This is a genomic window from Burkholderia sp. Ac-20384 (genome assembly GCF_017104605.1).
In the GTDB taxonomy this organism is placed as follows: domain Bacteria; phylum Pseudomonadota; class Gammaproteobacteria; order Burkholderiales; family Burkholderiaceae; genus Burkholderia; species Burkholderia lata.
The window spans coordinates 1-19,760 of the sequence record NZ_JAAGPE010000109.1; the positions used below are offsets into that span (position 1 = coordinate 1).

The 19,760-nt window shown below is 66.9% G+C and carries 20 protein-coding genes; 13 read left to right on the forward strand and 7 right to left on the reverse strand.

The window, feature by feature from the left end; all coding sequences use genetic code 11:
* The first annotated feature begins 33 nt into the window (after positions 1-33).
* Complete coding sequence (locus tag G3O00_RS20935; RefSeq protein ID WP_174932428.1) at positions 34-1,245, forward strand: SDR family oxidoreductase; 1,212 nt, start codon at positions 34-36, stop codon at positions 1,243-1,245.
* Positions 1,246-1,300: 55 nt separating this feature from the next.
* On the opposite strand, the gene hpaR is transcribed toward G3O00_RS20935, so the two are convergent.
* Positions 1,301-1,741, reverse strand: a complete 441-nt coding sequence (gene hpaR, locus G3O00_RS20940; RefSeq protein ID WP_039356885.1) for a homoprotocatechuate degradation operon regulator HpaR — start codon at positions 1,739-1,741, stop codon at positions 1,301-1,303.
* Between the two features lie 152 nt (positions 1,742-1,893).
* On the opposite strand from hpaR, the gene G3O00_RS20945 reads away from it, so the two are divergent.
* From G3O00_RS20945 to G3O00_RS20985, 9 genes are all read left to right on the forward strand, one after another.
* The gene (locus G3O00_RS20945) at positions 1,894-2,583 is read left to right on the forward strand and encodes a fumarylacetoacetate hydrolase family protein (RefSeq protein WP_206144189.1); all 690 of its coding nucleotides are present in this window, start codon (positions 1,894-1,896) and stop codon (positions 2,581-2,583) included.
* The gene (locus G3O00_RS20950; protein WP_122946875.1) at positions 2,580-3,344 is read left to right on the forward strand and encodes a fumarylacetoacetate hydrolase family protein; all 765 of its coding nucleotides are present in this window, start codon (positions 2,580-2,582) and stop codon (positions 3,342-3,344) included. Before G3O00_RS20945 ends, G3O00_RS20950 begins: the two co-directional genes overlap by 4 nt.
* Before the next feature lie 22 nt (positions 3,345-3,366).
* Positions 3,367-4,830, forward strand: coding sequence for a 5-carboxymethyl-2-hydroxymuconate semialdehyde dehydrogenase (gene hpaE / locus G3O00_RS20955; protein WP_206144190.1), 1,464 nt, complete (start codon positions 3,367-3,369; stop codon positions 4,828-4,830).
* A 112-nt stretch (positions 4,831-4,942) separates the two neighbouring features.
* Positions 4,943-5,791: a 3,4-dihydroxyphenylacetate 2,3-dioxygenase gene (gene hpaD, locus G3O00_RS20960; protein ID WP_206144191.1), complete on the forward strand. Its 849-nt coding sequence runs from the start codon at positions 4,943-4,945 to the stop codon at positions 5,789-5,791.
* A gap of 33 nt (positions 5,792-5,824) precedes the next feature.
* Positions 5,825-6,217 (forward strand): 5-carboxymethyl-2-hydroxymuconate Delta-isomerase, encoded by a 393-nt coding sequence (locus tag G3O00_RS20965; protein ID WP_174932435.1) that lies wholly within the window; start codon positions 5,825-5,827, stop codon positions 6,215-6,217.
* A 20-nt stretch (positions 6,218-6,237) separates the two neighbouring features.
* The gene (gene hpaH, locus G3O00_RS20970; RefSeq protein ID WP_174932437.1) at positions 6,238-7,041 is read left to right on the forward strand and encodes a 2-oxo-hept-4-ene-1,7-dioate hydratase; all 804 of its coding nucleotides are present in this window, start codon (positions 6,238-6,240) and stop codon (positions 7,039-7,041) included.
* A gap of 12 nt (positions 7,042-7,053) precedes the next feature.
* Positions 7,054-7,860, forward strand: coding sequence for a 4-hydroxy-2-oxoheptanedioate aldolase (hpaI, locus tag G3O00_RS20975; protein WP_206144192.1), 807 nt, complete (start codon positions 7,054-7,056; stop codon positions 7,858-7,860).
* Between the two features lie 113 nt (positions 7,861-7,973).
* Complete coding sequence (locus tag G3O00_RS20980) at positions 7,974-8,441, forward strand: helix-turn-helix domain-containing protein (RefSeq protein ID WP_206144193.1); 468 nt, start codon at positions 7,974-7,976, stop codon at positions 8,439-8,441.
* The gene (locus tag G3O00_RS20985) at positions 8,438-9,013 is read left to right on the forward strand and encodes a PIN domain-containing protein (protein WP_206144194.1); all 576 of its coding nucleotides are present in this window, start codon (positions 8,438-8,440) and stop codon (positions 9,011-9,013) included. The genes G3O00_RS20980 and G3O00_RS20985 overlap by 4 nt, the downstream gene beginning before the upstream one ends.
* Positions 9,014-9,062: 49 nt before the next feature.
* On the opposite strand, the gene G3O00_RS20990 is transcribed toward G3O00_RS20985, so the two are convergent.
* Positions 9,063-9,848 (reverse strand): helix-turn-helix transcriptional regulator, encoded by a 786-nt coding sequence (locus tag G3O00_RS20990; RefSeq protein WP_206144195.1) that lies wholly within the window; start codon positions 9,846-9,848, stop codon positions 9,063-9,065.
* 95 nt (positions 9,849-9,943) lie between these two features.
* Here G3O00_RS20990 and G3O00_RS20995 point away from each other — a divergent pair, with 95 nt between their 5' ends.
* Both G3O00_RS20995 and G3O00_RS21000 read left to right on the forward strand, forming a co-directional pair.
* On the forward strand, positions 9,944-10,195 hold the full coding sequence (locus G3O00_RS20995; RefSeq protein WP_011355374.1) for a hypothetical protein: 252 nt from the start codon (positions 9,944-9,946) through the stop codon (positions 10,193-10,195).
* A 46-nt stretch (positions 10,196-10,241) separates the two neighbouring features.
* Positions 10,242-11,207, forward strand: coding sequence for a zinc-binding alcohol dehydrogenase family protein (locus G3O00_RS21000; protein WP_206144196.1), 966 nt, complete (start codon positions 10,242-10,244; stop codon positions 11,205-11,207).
* A gap of 193 nt (positions 11,208-11,400) precedes the next feature.
* Here the strand turns inward: G3O00_RS21000 and G3O00_RS21005 are convergent, their stop codons facing one another.
* The 5 genes from G3O00_RS21005 to G3O00_RS21025 all read right to left on the reverse strand — a co-directional run bounded on the left by G3O00_RS21005 (position 11,401) and on the right by G3O00_RS21025 (position 18,397).
* Positions 11,401-12,492, reverse strand: a complete 1,092-nt coding sequence (locus G3O00_RS21005) for a porin (protein ID WP_206144197.1) — start codon at positions 12,490-12,492, stop codon at positions 11,401-11,403.
* 167 nt (positions 12,493-12,659) lie between these two features.
* Entirely contained in the window at positions 12,660-13,727 is a 1,068-nt protein-coding gene (locus G3O00_RS21010) for an ABC transporter ATP-binding protein (protein ID WP_174932447.1), read from the reverse strand.
* A complete protein-coding gene (locus G3O00_RS21015) occupies positions 13,720-15,492 on the reverse strand; it encodes an iron ABC transporter permease (RefSeq protein WP_206144198.1) in 1,773 nt (590 codons plus the stop codon). The genes G3O00_RS21010 and G3O00_RS21015 overlap by 8 nt, the downstream gene beginning before the upstream one ends.
* 100 nt (positions 15,493-15,592) lie before the next feature.
* Entirely contained in the window at positions 15,593-16,693 is a 1,101-nt protein-coding gene (locus G3O00_RS21020; protein WP_206144199.1) for an ABC transporter substrate-binding protein, read from the reverse strand.
* Positions 16,694-16,909: 216 nt separating this feature from the next.
* Positions 16,910-18,397 (reverse strand): PLP-dependent aminotransferase family protein, encoded by a 1,488-nt coding sequence (locus tag G3O00_RS21025; protein WP_206144200.1) that lies wholly within the window; start codon positions 18,395-18,397, stop codon positions 16,910-16,912.
* Between the two features lie 102 nt (positions 18,398-18,499).
* On the opposite strand from G3O00_RS21025, the gene G3O00_RS21030 reads away from it, so the two are divergent.
* On the forward strand, positions 18,500-19,741 hold the full coding sequence (locus G3O00_RS21030) for a multidrug effflux MFS transporter (protein WP_206144201.1): 1,242 nt from the start codon (positions 18,500-18,502) through the stop codon (positions 19,739-19,741).
* Positions 19,742-19,760: the final 19 nt, after the last annotated feature.

Below are 19,760 nucleotides of genomic sequence, written 5' to 3' on the forward strand. Positions count from 1 at the left end.
TGCCGCCCGGCCGATTCTTCGAAGGAGACTATCGTGCTGATCTGGAAAACCGCGTTGTCGCTCAACTGGCGGACGAGCCTCGTGTCGCCGGCCAGCGCACCGGTCGCGGCGGCGAACGTCGGGCGCCTGGTGCTGACCGGCGCAACCGGCTTCATCGGCAGTACCGTGCTGACGGCGCTCGTCAATGCGGGGCTGCTCGACCGCATCGTCTGCGTCGTGCGTGCGCAGGATCGCGGCCACGCCGTCGCGCGGCTGCGCGAAGCGGCGCTGCGCGCGGGGCTGGCGCCGTACTGGGCGTCGCGCCTGACCGATGCGAACGTGATCGTCGGTGCGCTCGGCGACGTGTGGCACGGCGCCGACGCGCCGCGCCTCGCCGCCGCGACGCACGTGATTCATTGCGCGGGCCATGCGTCGCCGGCCGACGGCGCGCACCTGCAGGCCGACATCGCCGATGCGGTGCGCTTCGCCGAACGCTTCGCGCGGGCGCCGCGCCTGCAGCGCTTCGTGTATGTCGGTACGGCCTATGCGCATGCGGGCCGCGGCGGCATCGTGCAGGAAGAGGCCGCGGGCGACGCAGCGAACGCCGTCGCCCGCGATGATGAAGGCCTGCCGGGTGCGGTGCTCGCGGCGGACTACCTGCACGCGAAGGCGGAGACCGAGCAGCGTCTGCGCGCGCTCGGGCTGCCGCTCGTCGTGGTGCGGCCGTCGCATGTGGTCGGCCACACGGTGCTCGGTACGCGGCCCGCGCCGAATTCGTTCTGGATGTTCCGGCTCGCGCATGCCGCGCGCCGTTTCACCGCGCGACCGATGACGCGCATCGACATCGTGTCGGTGGACGACGTGGCGCGTGCGACGATGCTGCTGGCCGTCAAGCCGACGCTCGCGCACGACCTGTATCACGTGTCGGCCGGCGACGAGGCACCGCAAGTCGCGCAGATCGTGCGTGCGATGGACGAGGCGGCGGGGATGACGGGCGCACCGCGCTACGCGGCGTGTGCGCCGGCCGAGTTGCCGCTCGTGGTGCGCGATGTGCTCGGGCGGACCGATCCGGCACTCGAGCGCGTGATCGGCCGGGCCCTGCAGCGCTGCGGGGAATTCGCGACGGTCGATCGCGTGTTCGACAACCGCCGCGTGCGCGACGAAATCGATTTCGAACCGTTGCCGTTCATCGATTACGTCGAGGAATGCATGCGCACGTCGCGTGGCGTGGCCGTGACCGAGCTGATGCGCGGCGCGGTGCACTGATCGCCCGCGCTGCACCGGCGCCCGTTCCCGCGGCTGGCGGGAGCGGGCGCCGTTTTCACGTGTTGCCGCCGAGCTCGATGAGCCGGTCGAGCGCGCGATAGATGTCTTCGAGGCCGTCCTGGCCGAACCGCGATTCGAGCTGCCGGTACTGCTCGTCGATCCGCGGACCGATTTCCGTGACCAGTTTCCTGCTTTGCGGCGTCAGGCTCACCAGCAGCCTGCGCTGATCTTCCTGTGCGCGCGTGCGCGTGATCAGGCCGTCGCGCTCCATCCGTTCCAGCACGCCCGTGAGGCTCGGGCTCAGGATGCAGCAGCGTCGTGCGATCTGTCCCGCTTCGAGCGCCTGCGCCGGTTCGCCGTCGAGCACGCGGATGATCCGCCATTGCTGTTCGGTCAGCGCGAATTCCTTGAGAATGGGGCGAAACAGACCCATCAGCGTTTCGCGGGCCTCGAGCAGCAGCATGGCCAGGTTGCGATGGTCGAGCGTACGGTTCATCGGGGTGGGTAGAGGACGGGGACGCATCAATCTTAACAGCCGCGGGTAGTGAATTTCGCATATCAGGGTAATCGAGGTTGCCAGCGCCCGATTGTTTACTTAAGATATTAACTATTGACGATGCGCCGCGACGCGCGGCAGGGGAATGACGCATGGAGCTGTCTTGCACGACCGCCGCGGCGCCGCCGTTGCCGGTCGCCATCGGTACCGTCTACGGTGCGCTGCTCAACGAGCGTGCGGCGCTCGACGCGCTCGGCGATGCCGTGAACGCACCGCCTTACGGGCGCCCGCCGCAGGCGCCGATTCTTTACATCAAGCCCGCCAACACGCATGCGACCAACGGCGCGGCCGTCGTCGTGCCGTCCGGCGTCGACGCGCTGGAGATCGGCGCGTCGGTGGCCGTCGTGTTCGCCCGCCGCGCGACGCGCGTGCCGGCCGCGCAGGCACTCGACACCCTTCACGGTTTCACGCTCGCGAGCGACGTGTCGGTGCCGCATCCCGATTACTACCGTCCGGCCGTGCGCTTCAAGTGCCGCGACGGTTTCTGCCCGCTGGGCCCGGCCATCGTGCCGGTCGCCGCGCTGGGCGATGTCGACGCGATCGGCTTGACCGTACGGATCGACGGCGAGGTGGCCGTCGCCGCCTCGACGGCTACGCTGATTCGCTCCGTGCGCGAGTTGATCGCCGATGTGACGGCCTTCATGTCGTTCGACGCGGGCGATGTCTTGCTGCTCGGCGTTGCCGGCGGCGCACCGCGCGCCCGTGCGGGCAGCACGATAGAGATCGCCGCCGCCGGGATCGGCACGTTGCGGCACACGCTGATTGCGGAGGAAGCACGATGAAGACGGCGCGCGTGATCTACAACGGCGCACTGCATGCGGCCGAACCGGCCGGCGACGGTGCGATCCGCCTCGATACGGGGCGAGTCGTGGCCGAGGACGTGGTCGAGTGGCTGCCGCCCGTTGCGCCGCGCACGACGTTCGCGCTCGGCCTCAACTACGCCGACCACGCGAAAGAGCTCGCGTTCAAGGCGCCGAGCGAGCCGCTGATCTTTCTGAAGGGGCCGAACACGTTCATCGGCCACCGGTCGCGTACCGTGCGCCCGGCGGATGCCACCCACATGCATTACGAGTGCGAGCTGGCGGTCGTGATCGGGCGGCCCGCGCGCAACGTGAGCCGCGCGCAGGCGCTCGACTACGTGGCCGGCTATACGGTCGCGAACGACTACGCGATCCGCGACTATCTCGAGAACTACTACCGCCCGAACCTGCGCGTGAAGAACCGCGACACCTGCACGCCGCTCGGGCCGTGGTTCGTGAGTCGCGACGAGATCGGCGATGCGGGCGACCTGACACTGCGTACGACGGTGAACGGCCAGGAGACGCAGCGTGGCAGCACACGCGACATGATCTTCGACGTGCCGGCACTGATCGAACACATCAGCGGTTTCATGACCCTCTCGCCGGGCGACCTGATCCTGACCGGCACGCCCGAGGGGCTGGCGGACACGAAGCCGGGCGACGAGGTCGTGACCGAGATCGAAGGGATTGGCCGGCTCGTGAACACGATCGTCGGCGAAGCAGACTACTATCGCGCCGGCTGAGCCCGTCGCCCAAGGAGAGAGCATGACCATCAAGCACTGGATCGGCGGCCGGGAAGTCGAGAGCCGCGAGACGTTCACGACGCTGAATCCCGCGACGGGCGATGTCATCACCGACGTCGCATCGGGCGGCGAGGCCGAAGTCGACGCGGCCGTGCGCGCCGCGAAGGAAGCGTTCCCGAAATGGGCGAACACGCCCGCCAAGGAGCGCGCGAAGCTGATGCGCAAGCTCGGCGAGCTGATCGAGAAGAACGTGCCGATGCTCGCCGCGCTGGAGACGCAGGACACCGGCCTGCCGATCGCGCAGACGAGCAAGCAGCTGATTCCGCGCGCGTCCGAGAACTTCAACTTCTTCGCGGAAGTGTGCGTGCAGATGAACGGCCGCACCTATCCGGTCGACGACCAGATGCTGAACTACACGCTGTACCAGCCGGTCGGCGTGTGCGCGCTGGTGTCGCCGTGGAACGTGCCGTTCATGACCGCGACGTGGAAGACGGCGCCGTGTCTCGCGCTCGGCAACACGGCCGTGCTGAAGATGTCGGAACTGTCGCCGCTGACGGCCGACCAGCTCGGCCGCCTCGCGCTTGAAGCCGGTATCCCGCCGGGCGTGCTGAACGTCGTGCAGGGCTATGGTGCGACGGCCGGCGATGCGCTGGTGCGCCATCCGGACGTGCGTGCGGTGTCGTTCACCGGCGGCACCGTCACCGGCAAGCGGATCATGGAGCGTGCCGGTCTCAAGAAGTATTCGATGGAGCTTGGCGGCAAGTCGCCGGTGCTGATTTTCGACGACGCCGATTTCGACCGCGCGCTCGATGCATCGCTGTTCACGATCTTCTCGATCAACGGCGAACGCTGCACGGCCGGCTCGCGGATCTTCGTGCAGCGCACGATCTACGATCGCTTCGTGCAGGAATTCGCGCGCCGCGCGAACAACCTCATCGTTGGCGATCCATCCGATCCGGCCACGAATCTCGGCGCGATGATCACGCGCCAGCACTGGGAGAAGGTGACGAGCTATATCCGCATCGGCGAGCAGGAAGGCGCACGCGTGGTCGCGGGCGGCGCGGACAAGCCGGCGGGCCTGCCCGACCATCTGCGCAACGGCAACTTCGTGCGGCCGACCGTGCTGGCCGACGTCGACAACCGGATGCGCGTCGCGCAGGAAGAGATCTTCGGGCCGGTCGCGTGCATCATCCCGTTCGAGGACGAAGACGAAGGGCTGCGGCTCGCGAACGACACCGCGTACGGCCTTGCGTCGTACATCTGGACGCAGGACGTCGGCAAGGTGCATCGTCTGGCGCGCGGCATCGAGGCCGGGATGGTGTTCGTGAACAGCCAGAACGTGCGCGACCTGCGCCAGCCGTTCGGCGGCGTGAAGGAATCGGGTACCGGGCGCGAGGGCGGTGAATACAGTTTCGAGGTGTTCGCGGAGATCAAGAACGTGTGCATCTCGATGGGTTCGCACCATATTCCGCGCTGGGGCGTGTGACGGGCGCGAGTCGTCTGGCAGCACGAAATGATTCCTTAGCCGGAATGCCGGCCAAGCATGGGGCCGGAGTAAGCGCTGAAGCGCTAACTCCAGCCGACAGGAGACTTGAACGATGGGCAAACTGTCCCTCGCCGCAAAAATCACGCACGTGCCGTCGATGTACCTGTCGGAATTGCCCGGCAGGCATCACGGCTGCCGCGAGGCGGCGATCCGCGGCCATCAACTGATCGGCGAGCGTTGCCGCGCGCTCGGCGTCGACACGATCGTCGTGTCGGACGTGCACTGGCTCGTCAACGCCGGCTATCACGTGAACTGCAACGCGCAGTTCTCAGGCACGTACACGAGCAACGAACTGCCGCATTTCATCCGCGACATGCAGTACGCGTATCCGGGTAACCCGGCGCTCGGCCAGTTGATCGCCGAGACAGCCAGCGAGCGCGGGATCGCGACGCGCGCGCACGAGATCGACAGCCTCGAGCTCGAGTACGGCACGCTCGTGCCGATGCGCTACATGAACGCCGACCAGCACTTCAAGGTCGTGTCGATCGCCGGCTGGTGCATGTGGCATCAGCTCGACGAAAGCCGGCGTTTCGGCGAGGCGCTGCTCGAAGCGATCGAAAAGAGCGATTCGAACGTCGCGTTTCTCGCGAGCGGGTCGCTGTCGCACCGCTTCAACGACAACGGCAGCCCCGAGGAATCCATCCACGAGATCAGCCGCGAATTCTTCCGGCAGGTCGACCTGCGCGTGGTCGAGCTGTGGAAGCAGGGCGATTTCAAGACCTTCTGCGCGATGCTGCCCGAATACAACACGCATTGCCACGGCGAAGGCGGGATGCACGACACGGCGATGCTGCTCGGCTTGCTCGGCTGGGATCGCTACGACAAGCCTGTCGAGATCGTCACCGACTATTTCGCGAGCTCGGGGACCGGTCAGATCAATGCGATCTTTCCGTTGTCCTGAACGCCGCGCCCCGCATTCGACAGGAGACTAGCCATGCCACATATCGTCGTCGAATACACCGCGAACATTCGCGACGACGCGCGCATTCCGACGCTGCTGCGCACGATCAACGCCACATTGATCGCGCAGGGCGGCGTGTTCCCGACGGGCGGCATCCGCTCACGCGCGATCGAACTGCAGGACTACTGCGTGGCCGACGGGACGGAAGACGACGCGTTCGTCCACGTGACGCTCAAGATCGGCTCGGGCCGTACCGACGAGCAGAAGAAAGCCGCGTGCGACGCGCTGTTCGACGCGATCAAGGCGCATTTCGCGGAACTGTATGCGAAACGCTACCTTGCGCTGTCGATGGAACTGACCGAGTTCAGCGAAAGCGGCTCGTACAAGCACAACAATATCCACGCCCGCTACAAGCGGGCCGGCTGAACCCCATTCCCGATCCGACCATGCTCGAACCTGCCATCATCGACCAGCTCGCGCAGCGTCTGCACGACGCCGAGCGCGAGCGCAAGCAGATCCGCCAGATCTCGCTCGACCATCCCGACATCACGATCGACGACGCGTATGCGATCCAGCGCACGTGGGTCGCCCTCAAGCTCGCAGAAGGCCGCACGCTGAAGGGCCACAAGATCGGCCTCACGTCGAAAGCGATGCAGAACACGTCGCAGATCGACGAGCCCGACTACGGCGCATTGCTCGACGACATGTTCTTCGCCGACGGCGGCACGATTCCCACCGGCCGTTTCATCGTGCCGCGCGTCGAGGTCGAACTCGCGTTCGTGCTCGGCAAGCGGCTCACCGGCCCGGACTGCACGATCTTCGACGTGTACGACGCGGTCGATTACGTCGTGCCGGCGCTCGAGATCATCGACGCGCGCAGCCAGTCGATCGACCCCGACACGAAGCGGCCACGCAAGGTGTTCGACACGATCGCCGACAACGCGGCGAACGCGGGCGTCGTGATCGGCGGGCGGCCCGTGAAGCCGCAGGACGTCGACCTGCGCTGGGTCGCGGCGATCATGTCGCGCAACGGCGTGGTCGAGGAAACGGGCGTCGCGGCCGGCGTGCTGAACCATCCGGCGAACGGCGTCGCATGGCTCGCGAACCGGCTGTCGCGCTTCGACGTCGCGCTTGAGCCGGGGCAGATCGTGCTCGGCGGTTCGTTCACGCGGCCGTGCGCGGCGCGGCCGGGCGACACGTTCAGCGTCGACTACGGCCCGCTCGGGACGATCCAGTGTTACTTCGAGTGAGGTAAGCGAGCGATGCAGATTCCTTCGAATGTCTTCAAGGCCGCGCTTGCGCGTGGCGATGCGCAGGTCGGGCTGTGGCTCGGGCTCGCGAATCCGTACAGCGCCGAAGTGGTTGCGGGCGCCGGTTTCGACTGGCTGCTGATCGACGGCGAGCATGCGCCGAACACGGTGCCGACGATCCTCGCGCAACTCCAGGCGATCGCGCCGTATCCGTCGCATCCGGTCGTGCGGGTGCCGTGGAACGATCCGGTGATCGTCAAGCAGGTGCTCGATCTTGGGGCGCAGACGTTGCTGGTGCCGATGGTGCAGAGTGCGGACGAGGCGCGCGCGGCGGTGGCGGCAACGCGTTATCCGCCGCACGGGATTCGCGGTGTGGGCAGTGCGCTGGCACGGGCGTCGCGGTGGAATCGCGTCGGTGATTACCTGCATCGCGCGAACGACGAGATGGCCGTGCTCGTGCAGGTCGAGACGCGGGCGGGACTCGATGCGATCGATGCAATTGCGCGGGTCGAAGGTGTGGACGGCGTGTTCATCGGGCCGGCGGATCTGGCTGCAGACCTGGGGCATCTCGGCGATCCGGGGCATCCGGACGTGCAGGCCGCAATCGATGGCGCGATCCGGACGATCAAGGCAGCCGGCAAGGCGCCGGGCATTCTGAGCGCCGACGAGGCGGCCGCGCGGCGCTATCTGGAAGCGGGGGCGTTGTTCGTCGCGGTTGGGGTGGATACGACGCTGCTGGCGAGGAGCGCGGAGCGGTTGGCTTCGCAGTTCAAGGGGAAGGGGGAAGAGGCCGTAAAGAAGGGGGATGGGACGTATTGAGCCAAGCGGGGTGTGGTCTCAATAATTGGGGTGATATCATGTTTCGATTATTGCGATTTTCGTTTATTTCGAATAGACTGACGCGATTCTGAAACCCTCGATTGGAGAGCGCGATGCCCCAACCCACGACACCTGACATGATCTTGCCCGTTGAGCGCGAGATGCAGGCGGCTGTCGAAGGGCAGCGCACGCTGGCGGCGTATCTCGCAACGCGAACCGATACACAGCGCATTCAGATCTTTGATGACGAGAATCGAGCTCATCAGGTTGAGCTCCCGACGTCCGCACTTCGGCTGTTGGTCGATATTCTCGCGGAGCTGGCCGGTGGCAACGCGGTCAAGGTCGTACCGGTTCACGCGGAATTGACGACTCAGGAAGCGGCAGATTTGCTCAATGTTTCTCGCCCGCACTTGATCAAGCTGCTTGAATCGAATGCGCTGCCGTACCACCGGACGGGCAAGCATCGTCGTGTGCGTTTTTCCGATCTGATGCATTACAAGGCAGAGCGTGATCAGGCGAGTGCCGATGCAATGGATGAGTTGAGCAGGCAAGCTCAGGAGTTGCGGATGGGCTACGAATGACGAGTTCGCCATTCACGGCCGTCTATGATGCCTGTGTGCTTTATCCCGCGCCGCTTCGCGATTTTCTGATGCGGCTTGCGTTGAGTGGATGCTTCCGGGCTCGCTGGAGCGCACATATTCACAACGAGTGGAAGCGTAACCTCTTGCGCAACCGTCCCGACTTGAGCGCCGAGCAGCTTGATCGGACGTCGTGTCTGATGGATCGGGCAATACCCGATGCTGTGGTGACCGGATATGAATCGCTGATCGATGGGCTTACGCTACCTGACGCCGATGATCGTCACGTACTCGCGGCTGCAATCCGTTGCAACGCCAGCGTGATCGTGACGTTCAATCAGAAGGATTTCCCGGATGAGGGGCTGTCGCCATACGGCGTCGAGGCCCAGCACCCCGACGCGTTCGTCGACAATCTATTCGATCTTGAACCTGCGGCGGTCGTAGCGGCTGCGCGGCGGCAACGAGAAACGCTCAAGTATCCGCCATTGACCGCAGATCGATATCTAGAGATCCTGCAACGTCAAGGCATGGTTCAGACGTGCAAAGCACTCGAAGCCTACCGGGCAATTCTTTGAGTGGGGGGGCGTGCGGCGCGCTGGTTCAATGATTTGCGCGATCCGCTTGCTATGCCGCGCTTCGAGGCTCCATATACCTCCCCGGCGTCGTCCCCAACGCGCGCCGGAACATGTCGATGAACGCGCTCACGTTGTCGTACCCGAGATCGAGCGCGATCGTCGTCACCGGCACGCCGTCGGCAATTCTTTCCAGCGCCCGCAGCAACCTGGCCTGCTGACGCCACTGCGCGAACGTCAGCCCCGTCTCCGCGACGAAGCGACGGCTCATCGTCCGGGCGCTGATGCCGGCCCATTCGGCCCATTCCTCCAGCCGCCGGTTGTCCGCGAGATCCGCGGCAAGCGCATCTGTGATCTTCATCAGCCGCGGATCCTGCGGCCGCACCAACCCCAGCGCCTCGACCTCCGACGACGCGATTTCATCGAGGATCACGTCGGCGATCCGTGTCCGCGCGGCATCCAGCTCCGAACCATCCCAACTCGCCGCGCGTTGCACAGCCTCGCGCAGCAGCGGCGTCGTGCGGATCGCGCGCGGCGTATCCGGCAACGCCGCGCAGCGCGCTTCGGCAACGAACGCCGACCAGCCGGAAATCGGCCCGAACGAGCGCAACGAATGCCGGCAATGCGGCGGAATCCAGATCGCATGGATCGCCGGCACGACCCAGTCCTGGTCGTCGAGACCGATCGTCAGCAGCCCGCTCAACGCACCGACGAGCTGGCCGCGCGCATGCGCGTGCGGCGGCGTCACGCGCGGGTCGCGTTGCGACAGGACGGCCGCGACGACGAACGGGCCGTCGTCGGACGTGACGAATCGAGCGGGCAGGAGTGGATCGGACATGGCCGGATATCGGTATCGAATGGCAGTTATACCGGAGATCGGCCGGATTCGCACGCCTACACTGCGTCCATCGATGACAACCGGAGTACGACACGATGCGAGCCGAACAGATGCTTCCCGACCATGCCGACCGGATCGAGGCCCACGGAACGACGATCCGCAAAGGCACCGTCGGTGCGTTCCTGGTCAACGCGCGGGTGCTGACCGACCCGAACGCCGCGCCTGCCGACCGGGCGCGCGCGGAAGCCGACACGATCGACGCATTGCCCGCGTTGCGCGCACTTGGCCTGTTCGACGTGCTGGACGTGCGCGATCCCGCGCTGCGCGCGTGGCTCGATGCGCAATGACGCGCGCCGCGATCGTCGATCGAGATCCCCGATTCAAGGAGCAACCATGAAAGCAGCAGTTGTGACCGGCGCCGGCGAGCGTCCCGTCCATATGGAATTCGAAGCACCGCGTGCGATGCCGGGCCACCGCCTGATCGACGTGACCGCGTCCGCGCTGAGCCGGATCGCACAGGCGCGTGCGTCCGGCACGCATTACTCGTCCGACGGACGCTATCCGTTCGTCGTCGGCGTCGACGGCGTGGGCCGTCTCGACGACGGGCAACGCGTCTATTTCTTCGGCTCGCCCGCACCGTTCGGCGCGATGGCCGAGCGCACGATCGCACCCGATACGCGATGCGTGCCGCTGCCCGACGCACTCGACGACGTGACGGCCGCAGCGATCGCGATTCCAGGGATGTCGTCGTGGGCCGCGTTGACGGAGCGCGCGCGGCTCGTCGCGGGCGAGACGGTGCTCGTCAACGGCGCGACGGGTACGTCGGGACGGCTGGCGGTGCGGATCGCGAAGCACCTCGGCGCCGCGAAGGTGATCGCGACCGGCCGCAACGCGGCCGCGCTGCAAGCGTTGCTCGGTGCGGGTGCGGATGCCGTCGTGTCGTTGCAGCAGGACGACGTGCATCTGGCGCGGGCGCTCGAGCCGCATTTCCGCGCGGGCGTGGATGTCGTGCTCGACTATCTGTGGGGGAGCAGCGCGCAGGCATTGCTGGTTGCCGCGGCGAAGGCGACGCCCGATGGCCGCCGGCTGCGCTTCGTTCAGATCGGCTCGATCGGCGGCGCGGACGTGCTGTTGCCGGGTGCGGTGTTGCGGGCGACCGCGATCGAGCTGATGGGCAGTGGCCTCGGCAGTGTGTCGCTGCCGCGCCTGCTGGCCTCGGTGCGCGGCGTGTTCGACGCGGCCGGGCCGGCAGGCCTGACAATCGAGACGCGGGCGGTGCCGCTGGCGGACGTCGGCGCGCATTGGAGCGACACGAGCAGCGTGGTGCGACCGGTGTTCACGATGGGCGACGGCGAATGATGAAGAGGCGACGCGCGGCTTGGCTGCACGCGTGGCGGGCGCCGTTTGCGCACGCGATCTCTTCAGGATACCGATGGGTTTGGCGAGCCGCTTCGTGCAACGACCGAAGCTCGGGTGGCCCGTCGCGAGCGAACGAGCGAGCGAACGAACGAGCGGGCGCGCAACGCGCGCGCCGCCACCCGCCGCATCAAACTCAGAACCGCTGCTGAATCCCGGCCGTCACCCCGACCTGCGTGGTGCCGTAACCATTGACATCGCGCGATACGCCGACCTTCTGCCCGTGCTGCCCGATCGCAAACGCACCGGCCGCATACAGCACCGTGCGCTTCGACAGCGCGTATTGCGCGCGCATCGACACGAGCGTCGGATCGGCATCCGTGCCGCCCTTGATGTTCTGGTGATACACGGCGCCGATCAACGAGAACGTCGGCGTGAACTGGTACGACCCGCCGACCCAATACATGTCGCTCAACTGGTTCGCGGCGCTCGTGCGATACGTGCGCTTGTAGTTGCGATAGCCGGCCATCGTCTTCAGGTTGCCGAAGTCGTAGCTCAGGCCCGCGTGGATACCCTGGATGTAGTTGACCGGATCGGCCGGCGTCACGCTGTCGGACGCACCGTTCTGCCGGTCGAACGCGACCACCGCGGCGAACGGGCCGCCCTCGTAGCCGATCGCCGCATCGTACTTCGAGCTGGTCTTCACGCTGCCGGGCACGTTGCCGAAGCCGTACATCGCGCCGAACTTGAAGCCGCTGAATTCGCCGTCGTAGCGCACCGCGTTCGACGAGCGCGTGAACATGCCGTCCTTGCGGCCGCCGGTGGCCATCGACGATGTTGCCCACGAGTAGTTCTGCGCATAACCCATCGGGTCGAACGGCAGCATGTAGTCGTAGGTGACGGTGAAGTTGCGGCCGAGCGAGATCTCGCCCCATTTGCCCTTCAGGCCGACGGTTGCGCGGCGCCCGAAGATCGAGTCGGGGCCGTCGTCGGACGCGCCGTTGGCGAGATCGATCCCGCTTTCGAGACGGAACACGGCCTTCAGCCCGCCGCCGAGATCCTCGACGCCGCGCAAGCCCCAGCGCGACGTGTTCTTGTTGCCGGACTTGAGCTTGTACGAATTGCCGCCTTCCGGCGCCGCGTGGTTGGCGAACTCGATGCCGGCATCCATGATCCCGTACATCGTGACCGACGACTGCGCGTGCGCGGCGCCGGCGGTGAGGCTGGCGACGGCGGCCGAGCCGGTCAGGACGGCGGCGCGAAGGGAGCGTTCTGCGCGTGACTTCATTGACGGTGTCTCCTTGGTTCTTGTGAGTGGGTGAAACAGGGCGAAACAGGGTGAAGCGAATGCGCGCGCAGCACGCCGCGGCGGACGCCAGAAGACGTCCGCCGGACCTGCCTGTCATGACACGACGGAAAGCGCGCAGGTGGCGGGCGGAGCGCCCGCCGCGCGGGTCAGCCCGCTTTCGCGAACGCCCAGCAGTCGTTGGTCGGGAATTCGATCCAGTGCTTGCCCGCTGCGCGCGGCACGTGGCCGAAGGCGCGCAGGCGCATCTCGCCGCAATGGAACAGGTACTCCCAGCGGTCGCCGAGATACATGGACGTGACGAGGTCGGCCTGCAGCCGGTTTGCGCCGGGGCCGTCGGCGACCTGCACGCGTTCGAGGCGGATCACGGCCTGCGCGTCCTGGCCCGGTGCGAACGTGTCGCGGGCGACCGCCTGCAGTTCCCAGCCATCGCCGGCGAGCGTTACGCGTTCACCGTTGACGGCTGCGACGCGGGCATCGATCCGGTTGTTGCTGCCCATGAATTCGGCCGTGTACAGCGAGCGCGGTGCGCCGTACAGCTCGGCCGGCGTGCCTTCCTGTTCGATGCGGCCGTTGCGCAGCAGCAGGATGCGGTCGGACATCGCCATCGCCTCGGTCTGGTCGTGCGTCACGCACAGGGCCGACAGGCCGAGCGACACGATCAGCTCGCGCAGCCATGCGCGCGCTTCCTCGCGCAGCTTTGCGTCGAGGTTCGACAGCGGCTCGTCGAGCAGGATCACCGGCGGGTTGTAGACGAGCGCGCGCGCAATCGCGACGCGCTGCTGCTGGCCGCCCGACAGTTGATGCGGGAAGCGTTCCGCGAGATGGCCAAGGCCGAGCTGGTCGAGTGCAGACTGCACGCGGCGTTTCTGTTCTGCCGGCGCGACGCGGCGCAGCTTCAGCCCGTAGCCGACGTTGTCGGCGACGGTGCGGTGCGGCCACAGCGCGTACGACTGGAACACGAGGCCGAGCGAGCGCTGCTCGACGGGCAGGTCGACGCGTTTCGCGCCGTCGAAGAACACGCGGTCATCGAGCTGGATGCGGCCGTCGGACGGCTGTTCGAGGCCGGCCACCGCGCGCAGCAGCGTGGTCTTGCCGCTGCCCGACGCGCCGAGCAGGCACACGACTTCGCCGGCCTTCAGTTCGAACGACACGCCCTTGAGGATCGGATTGGTGCCGTAGCTGAGATGCAGGTCGTCGACGATGAGCTTATCCATGAAGTTTCACTCCGAAACGCAGGGCCACGCCGAGACCGGCACCGACCATCGCGATGTTGATGACAGAAAGCGCGGCGACCTGGTCGACGGCGCCGGTCGCCCACAGCGACACGAGCAGCGCGCCGATCACTTCGGTGCCGGGCGACAGCAGGTAGACGGCCGTCGAGTATTCGCGCTCGAAGATCATGAAGATCAGCAGCCATGCGGCGAGCAGGCCGAAACGCACGAGCGGCAGCGTCACGTCGAGCGACACGCGGCTGCGCGTCGCGCCGACGCTGCGGCCGGCTTCCTCGAGCTCGGGGCCGACCTGCAGCAGCGCGCTCTGGATGAGTCGCATCCCGTACGCGAGCCACACGACCGTGTACGCGATCCAGATGCTCCACATCGAGTTCTTCAGCTCGCGCAGGCCGGGGACGAACAGGAAGATCCACAGGAACGCGAGACCGGCGAGCAGGCCGGGCACCGCGCGCGGCAGCAGCACGAGGTAGTCGAGCAGCTTGGTGGCCCAGTCTGGGCGGCGGTGGCCGGCGAACGCGACGAGCGAATAGAAGCCGATCGCGAGCGCGCCGCCGATCACGCCGATGCCGAGCGTATTGACGATCGCGCGCACCAGGTTGTCCTGCTCGAACAGCTCGGTGAAGTTCGACAGCGTGAGCACCTCGGCGAGCGCGACGCCTTCGCCCCAGTTGGTCACGAACGCGCGCAGCACGATGCCCGAGATCGGCACGATCACCGTCAGCATCAGCCACAGCGCGACGATCGCGAGCGCGACCCAGCGCCAGACGCCGAGCGGCAGCACCGTCGCGCGGCCGGCCTTGCCCTTCACGGTGACGAAGCGGTTCGCGGTCTTCAGCAGGCGGCGCTGCAGCAGCACGAGCGGGAACGTGATCGCGACGATGCACACCGCGACCGCGGCCATCAGGTGATACGACGGCACGCCGAGCTTGTTGGTCAGCTTGTACAGGTAGGTCGCGAGCACGAGATGGCCTTCCGGATCGCCGAGCACGAGCGGCAGCCCGAACACTTCGAAGCCGAGGAAGAACACCAGCACGCCGGCGAACAGCAGCGCGGGCATCGTCATCGGCAGGCTGACGTCGAGCGCGACGCGGAACGGGCGGGCGCCCGTCACGCGGGCGGCTTCCTCGACATCCGAGCCGAGGTTGCGCAGCGCGGCCGACGAGTACAGGTACACGTGCGGCACGTGCGTGAGGCCGACGATCACCGTGATTGCGAAGATCGAGTACACGTTCCAGGGCACGTTCTGCACCCCGAACAGTTGCTTGAACCACACCGAGTAGAAACCGACCGGGCCGGCCGCGACCACGTAGCCGAACGCGAGCACCATCGGCGACACGAATACCGGCGTGAGCAGCAGCGGTTCGAGCCAGCGGCGGCCGGGCAGGTCGGTGCGCACCATCAGGAACGCGAGGATGCCGCCGAGCGGGATCGAGATGAACAGCATCCCGCCGGCGATGATGAACGAGTTCTTCACGGCCGACCAGAAGTCGGGATCGCTGAAGATGAAGCGGAAGCCTTCGATGCCGAGCGTCTTGTTCGCATCGAAGAACGGCGCGGACAGCAGGCTCTGGAACAGGATGAAGCCGAGCGGCAGCGCGACCGCGATGGTCAGCACCGCGACGACGATCCAGCGCAGCATGCCGGCGAGCGGCTGCAGGCTGTTGACCGGCAGCGCGGGAATCGCATCGCGCGGGCCGGTGGTGGGCGGAACGGCCGGTGCCGTTCCGCGTGTGCTGGTTGAAAGCATGAGTTCGCCCCTGCGGCCATCCGGATGGCCGCCTCAAGGAAGTCGGTAAGGGGAAGGGGCCGCCCGCGCCGTGTGCGGCGGGCGGCCGGCAGTCAGCGGATCAGCGCTTGATCGCCTGCTGCCATTGCTTCAGGAAAGCGAGGCGCTTCGACTGGTCGAGATAGACGAGCAGGCCGGTGCCGATCTGGATCGGCTTCAGCGAATCGCCGAGCTCCTTCGTGAGGCTCGCGGCCGACGTTTCGCCGGTCACGTCCGCGCGGATCGCATACAGGTTCGCCTGGTTCGCGATCAGCGTCTGGCCGCGCTTCGACAGCAGGTAGTCGACCCACAGCTTCGCGGCGTTCGGGTTCTTCGCCTTCTTCGACACCGTGGCGAGGCGGCTCACGACTTGCGTGTAGTCCTTCGGGAAAACGTAGCCGATCGACTTGTCCTTCTTTGCCTTCGCGTACGCATACGAGCCGATGATGTTGTAGCCGATCAGGTTCTCGCCCGACGAGATGCGCTCCATCATCGCGCCCGTGCTCGACTGCAGCTTCGGGCCGGTCGCGCCGATCGCCTTCACGAGCTCCCACGTGACCTTCTCGTTCACGTGGGCGTCCTGCGTCAGGTAGTTGAAGCCGACGCCCGATTTCTCGATGTCGTAGGTCGTGACCTTGCCCTTGAACTTGTCGGCCTGCGTGGTGAGCAGCTTGATCAGGTCGGCGCGCGTGGTCGGCACTTCGCTTTCGGGGATCAGGCGCTTGTTGTAGACGATCGCGAGCGGCTCGAACGTCGTGCCGTACGCCTGCTTCTGGTACTGCGACCATTGCGGCAGGTTCGGGCTTTCGGGCGAATCGTAGGACGCCATCAGGCCGTCGTTGACGAGCTTGACCTGCAGATCCATCGCCGAGCTCCACAGCACGTCGGCGCTGGTGCTGCTCGCCGCGTTCTCGCTGATGTAGCGGTTGTACAGCTCGGTGCTGTTCATGTCGTTGTACTCGACCTTCACGCCGTACAGGCTTTCGAAGTCCTTGATCAGCGGGCGCACGAGGCCCGTGTCGGTCGTCGAGTAGACGATCAGCTTGCCTTCCTTCTTCGCGGCGTCGATCACGCCCTGGTAACTCCCCGGATACCCGGCCGGAACCTGCGCGGTGGCGCTGCCGGCGGCAGTGCCCAGAACGATCGCCAGCGCGGCGGCGAGGTGCTTCGGTGCAAACGGCATGTCTTCCTCCAGTTACGTCTAGGTGTTGTTCGAGTGGAGCGGATGTTAATTGCGGCGCACTTTCAGCCTGCTTTCATTTCGGTAAGAAATCGCGCCGTTTGTGTCATGGATTTCCCGAGGTCGAAGTGGCGGCGGCCGCGCGTTTCGCGGCGCGCGGCACGGTCGGACAAGGGAGGGAAGCGAGTTGCCGCGGGCGCGGCAACGATGACAGGGCGCCTAGGTGGGTTGCGCGAGCAGCTTGCCGAGCAGCCGGCCGCCGTGGCGCGCGTGCGCGGCCGTCAGCGCCGAATACCCGACGACGACGCCCGCTTCGCACCGGGCGCTTCGACAGAATCCGCGGATCGGCTGCAATTCGATGCCGTTCGCCTGGGCTTGTGCGATGTACGTCGCGTCGTCCATCCCGGGCGGCAGCCACAGCACGAAATGAAAGCCCGCGTGTTCGCCGGACACCGCGTACCGCCCGCCGGCGTGCTTCGCCAACTGGTCGAGCACGATGTCGCGCCGCTGGCGGTACGCGTGGCGCGCGGCGCGGAGGTGCTTCGCAAAATCACCGTGGCTGATGAAGCGGGCCAGCGCCAGCTGGGGCGCCACGCCGACCGAGCGCGCGGTCGCATGCCACACGGCCGACAGCGCGGGCCGCAGTTCCGCCGGCACGACCATGAAGCCGATGCGCAGCCCCGAGAACAGCGTCTTGTTGAACGAGCCGCAGTAGATCACGCGATCGCACGCGTCGAGCGATTTCAGCGCGGGCAGCGGGGCGGTCTGGTAGCTGAATTCGCCGTCATAGTCGTCCTCGATGATCCACGTGCGGGTGCGCTGCGCCCAGTCGAGCAGCTCGAGCCGGCGCGACACCGACATCGTGACGCCGAGCGGCGCCTGGTGGGCGGGTGTCACGTAGGCCGCGCGCGCATCGGGATGGCGGTCCAGCGACGCCGTGTCGATGCCTTCCCGATCGACCGGCACGTCGATCACGGTCGCACCCGCGATCGTGAAGATCTGCCACGCCGACGCATAGCCGGGATCCTCCATCAGCACAGTCGAGCCGGGCGCGAGCAGCGTGCGCGCGACGAGATCGATCGAATGCCGGATGCCGGTCGTGATGAAGATGTCGCCAGCGTCGCACGGGATGCCCCGGTATTCCCGCAGGTACGCGGCGATTTCATTGCGCAGGTTCTCGACGCCTTGCGCCGGCGTGGCCCCGAGGTCGTTCGCCGTCGCGGCAAGCAGGCTGGCCCCGAGCGCCTTCTTCCATTGCTGCATCGGCAGCAGGCCGGGATCGGCAAGCCGCGCGACGAACGGGACGCCCGGACGGACGCCTTGTTCCGGCACGGTGGCGTCGGTCGCGTGCGCCAGCGCGGGGTGTGCGTCGGACGGGGGAAGGCCGGTGGCGCGCGACTGCGCGGCCGCGCGCAGATAGCTGTCCGGCACTACCGCGCATACCCGCGATCCCGATCCTTGCGTGCGGGCGATGTAGCCCTCGGAGCACAGCCGGTCGTACGCCGCTTCGACGGTGCCCCGGGCGACGCCCCAGCGCGCGGCGAGGGTGCGGCTGGACGGCAGCGGGCTGTCGCCGGGCAGCAGGCGTTTCAGGATCGCGTCGCGCAGCGCGTCGGCAATGCACTCCTGCTTCGACTGCGGACTGCCCGTGGACAGCCCGGCCGGGCACGGCAGATCAAGCGGAATCGCGGCTTTGCCTCGCGACATAGTGGTCTAGTCAGTGACGAATTTAATGGCCCTTCAGCTTATATCACTTAGACCTTAGATTGACGTCGACCACATCAATCCGACCGGAGACGGGCTCACCGCATGAAAACGCGCTCATTACCCCAGTGGGGCTGGCTGTTCCTGTTGCTGCTCGTCGTGTGCCTGCCGCGGGTCACGATCGATGCGTACCTGCCGTCGCTGCCGGCGATGGCGGACGCGCTGCACGGCACCGACGCCCAGCTGCAGCTCACGCTGACCCTGTACATGGTCGGCTATGCGTTGTCGATGCTGGTATCGGGGCCGTTGTCCGACCGTTACGGCCGCCGTCCCGTTTTGCTTGGAGGCCTGTGTCTCTACGTGGTCGCGAGCGTCGCCTGCGCGTGGTCGACCAGCATCACGGCGATCGTCGCCGCCCGCATCTTCCAGGCGTTGGGCGGCTGCAGCGGAACGGTGATCGGCCGCGTGATCGTGCGCGAGCGCTTCCCGACCGCGATGCAGGCGACGATGCTGGGCCGGATTTCGGCCGGCATGGCGCTGTCGCCGGTGATTGCGCCGCTGGCCGGTAGTGCGGTGGCCGAGTGGCTCGGATGGCGCGGCGTGTTCGGGTTGCTGGCGGCGGGCGGGCTTGTCGCGACGGCGATGGTGCTGCGTTACCTGCCGGAGACCCGCGAAAGCGACGCGCGGCCGGTGTCGGGCAAAGGGCTTCTGCGGACATACGCGGGCCTGCTGCGCGACCGCAGTTTCCTGCGCTACTCGCTCGCCATCAGTTTCGCGTACTGCACGTACTACCCGTTCATCGCGGAATCGTCGACGCTGTTCCAGCGGCAACGTGGCGTATCCGGCCCGGTGTATGCGGCGATCTTCGGCCTGACCGTGCTCGGCTACCTGATCGGCTCGAACCTGTTCGCGCGGACCGGCACGCGCTGGAAGGCCGATTCGGTCATCGCGGCGGCGGCGGGCGTCAACCTGGCCAGCGCCGCCGTGTTGTGGATCGGCGGTGCGATCGCGCCGACGGCGGTGGCGGCGCTCGTCGTCCCGATGTTCTTCGTGATGGTTGCCGTCGGGATCGCGATTCCGGCCTGCCAGTTCGCGGTGATGCAGCCGTACACGACGATCGCCGGGACGGCGTCCGGGCTGTTCTTCTTTATCCAGATGGCGATCACGGCCGCGTGCGGCGGCGTGCTGGCGTGGCTGTCGGACGGCACCGCGCGCCCGATGATCGTCGTCACGGTCGGTGCGAGCGTCGCTTTCCTGGCGGTGGCGGTCGGCCTGCGCGAGCGGCGGCCCGCAGGCGATGACGGTTTGCGCTTCGCGACGCGGACCCGTCCCGCCGCCGAGCGCTGACGGACGGTCGGTGGGCCGG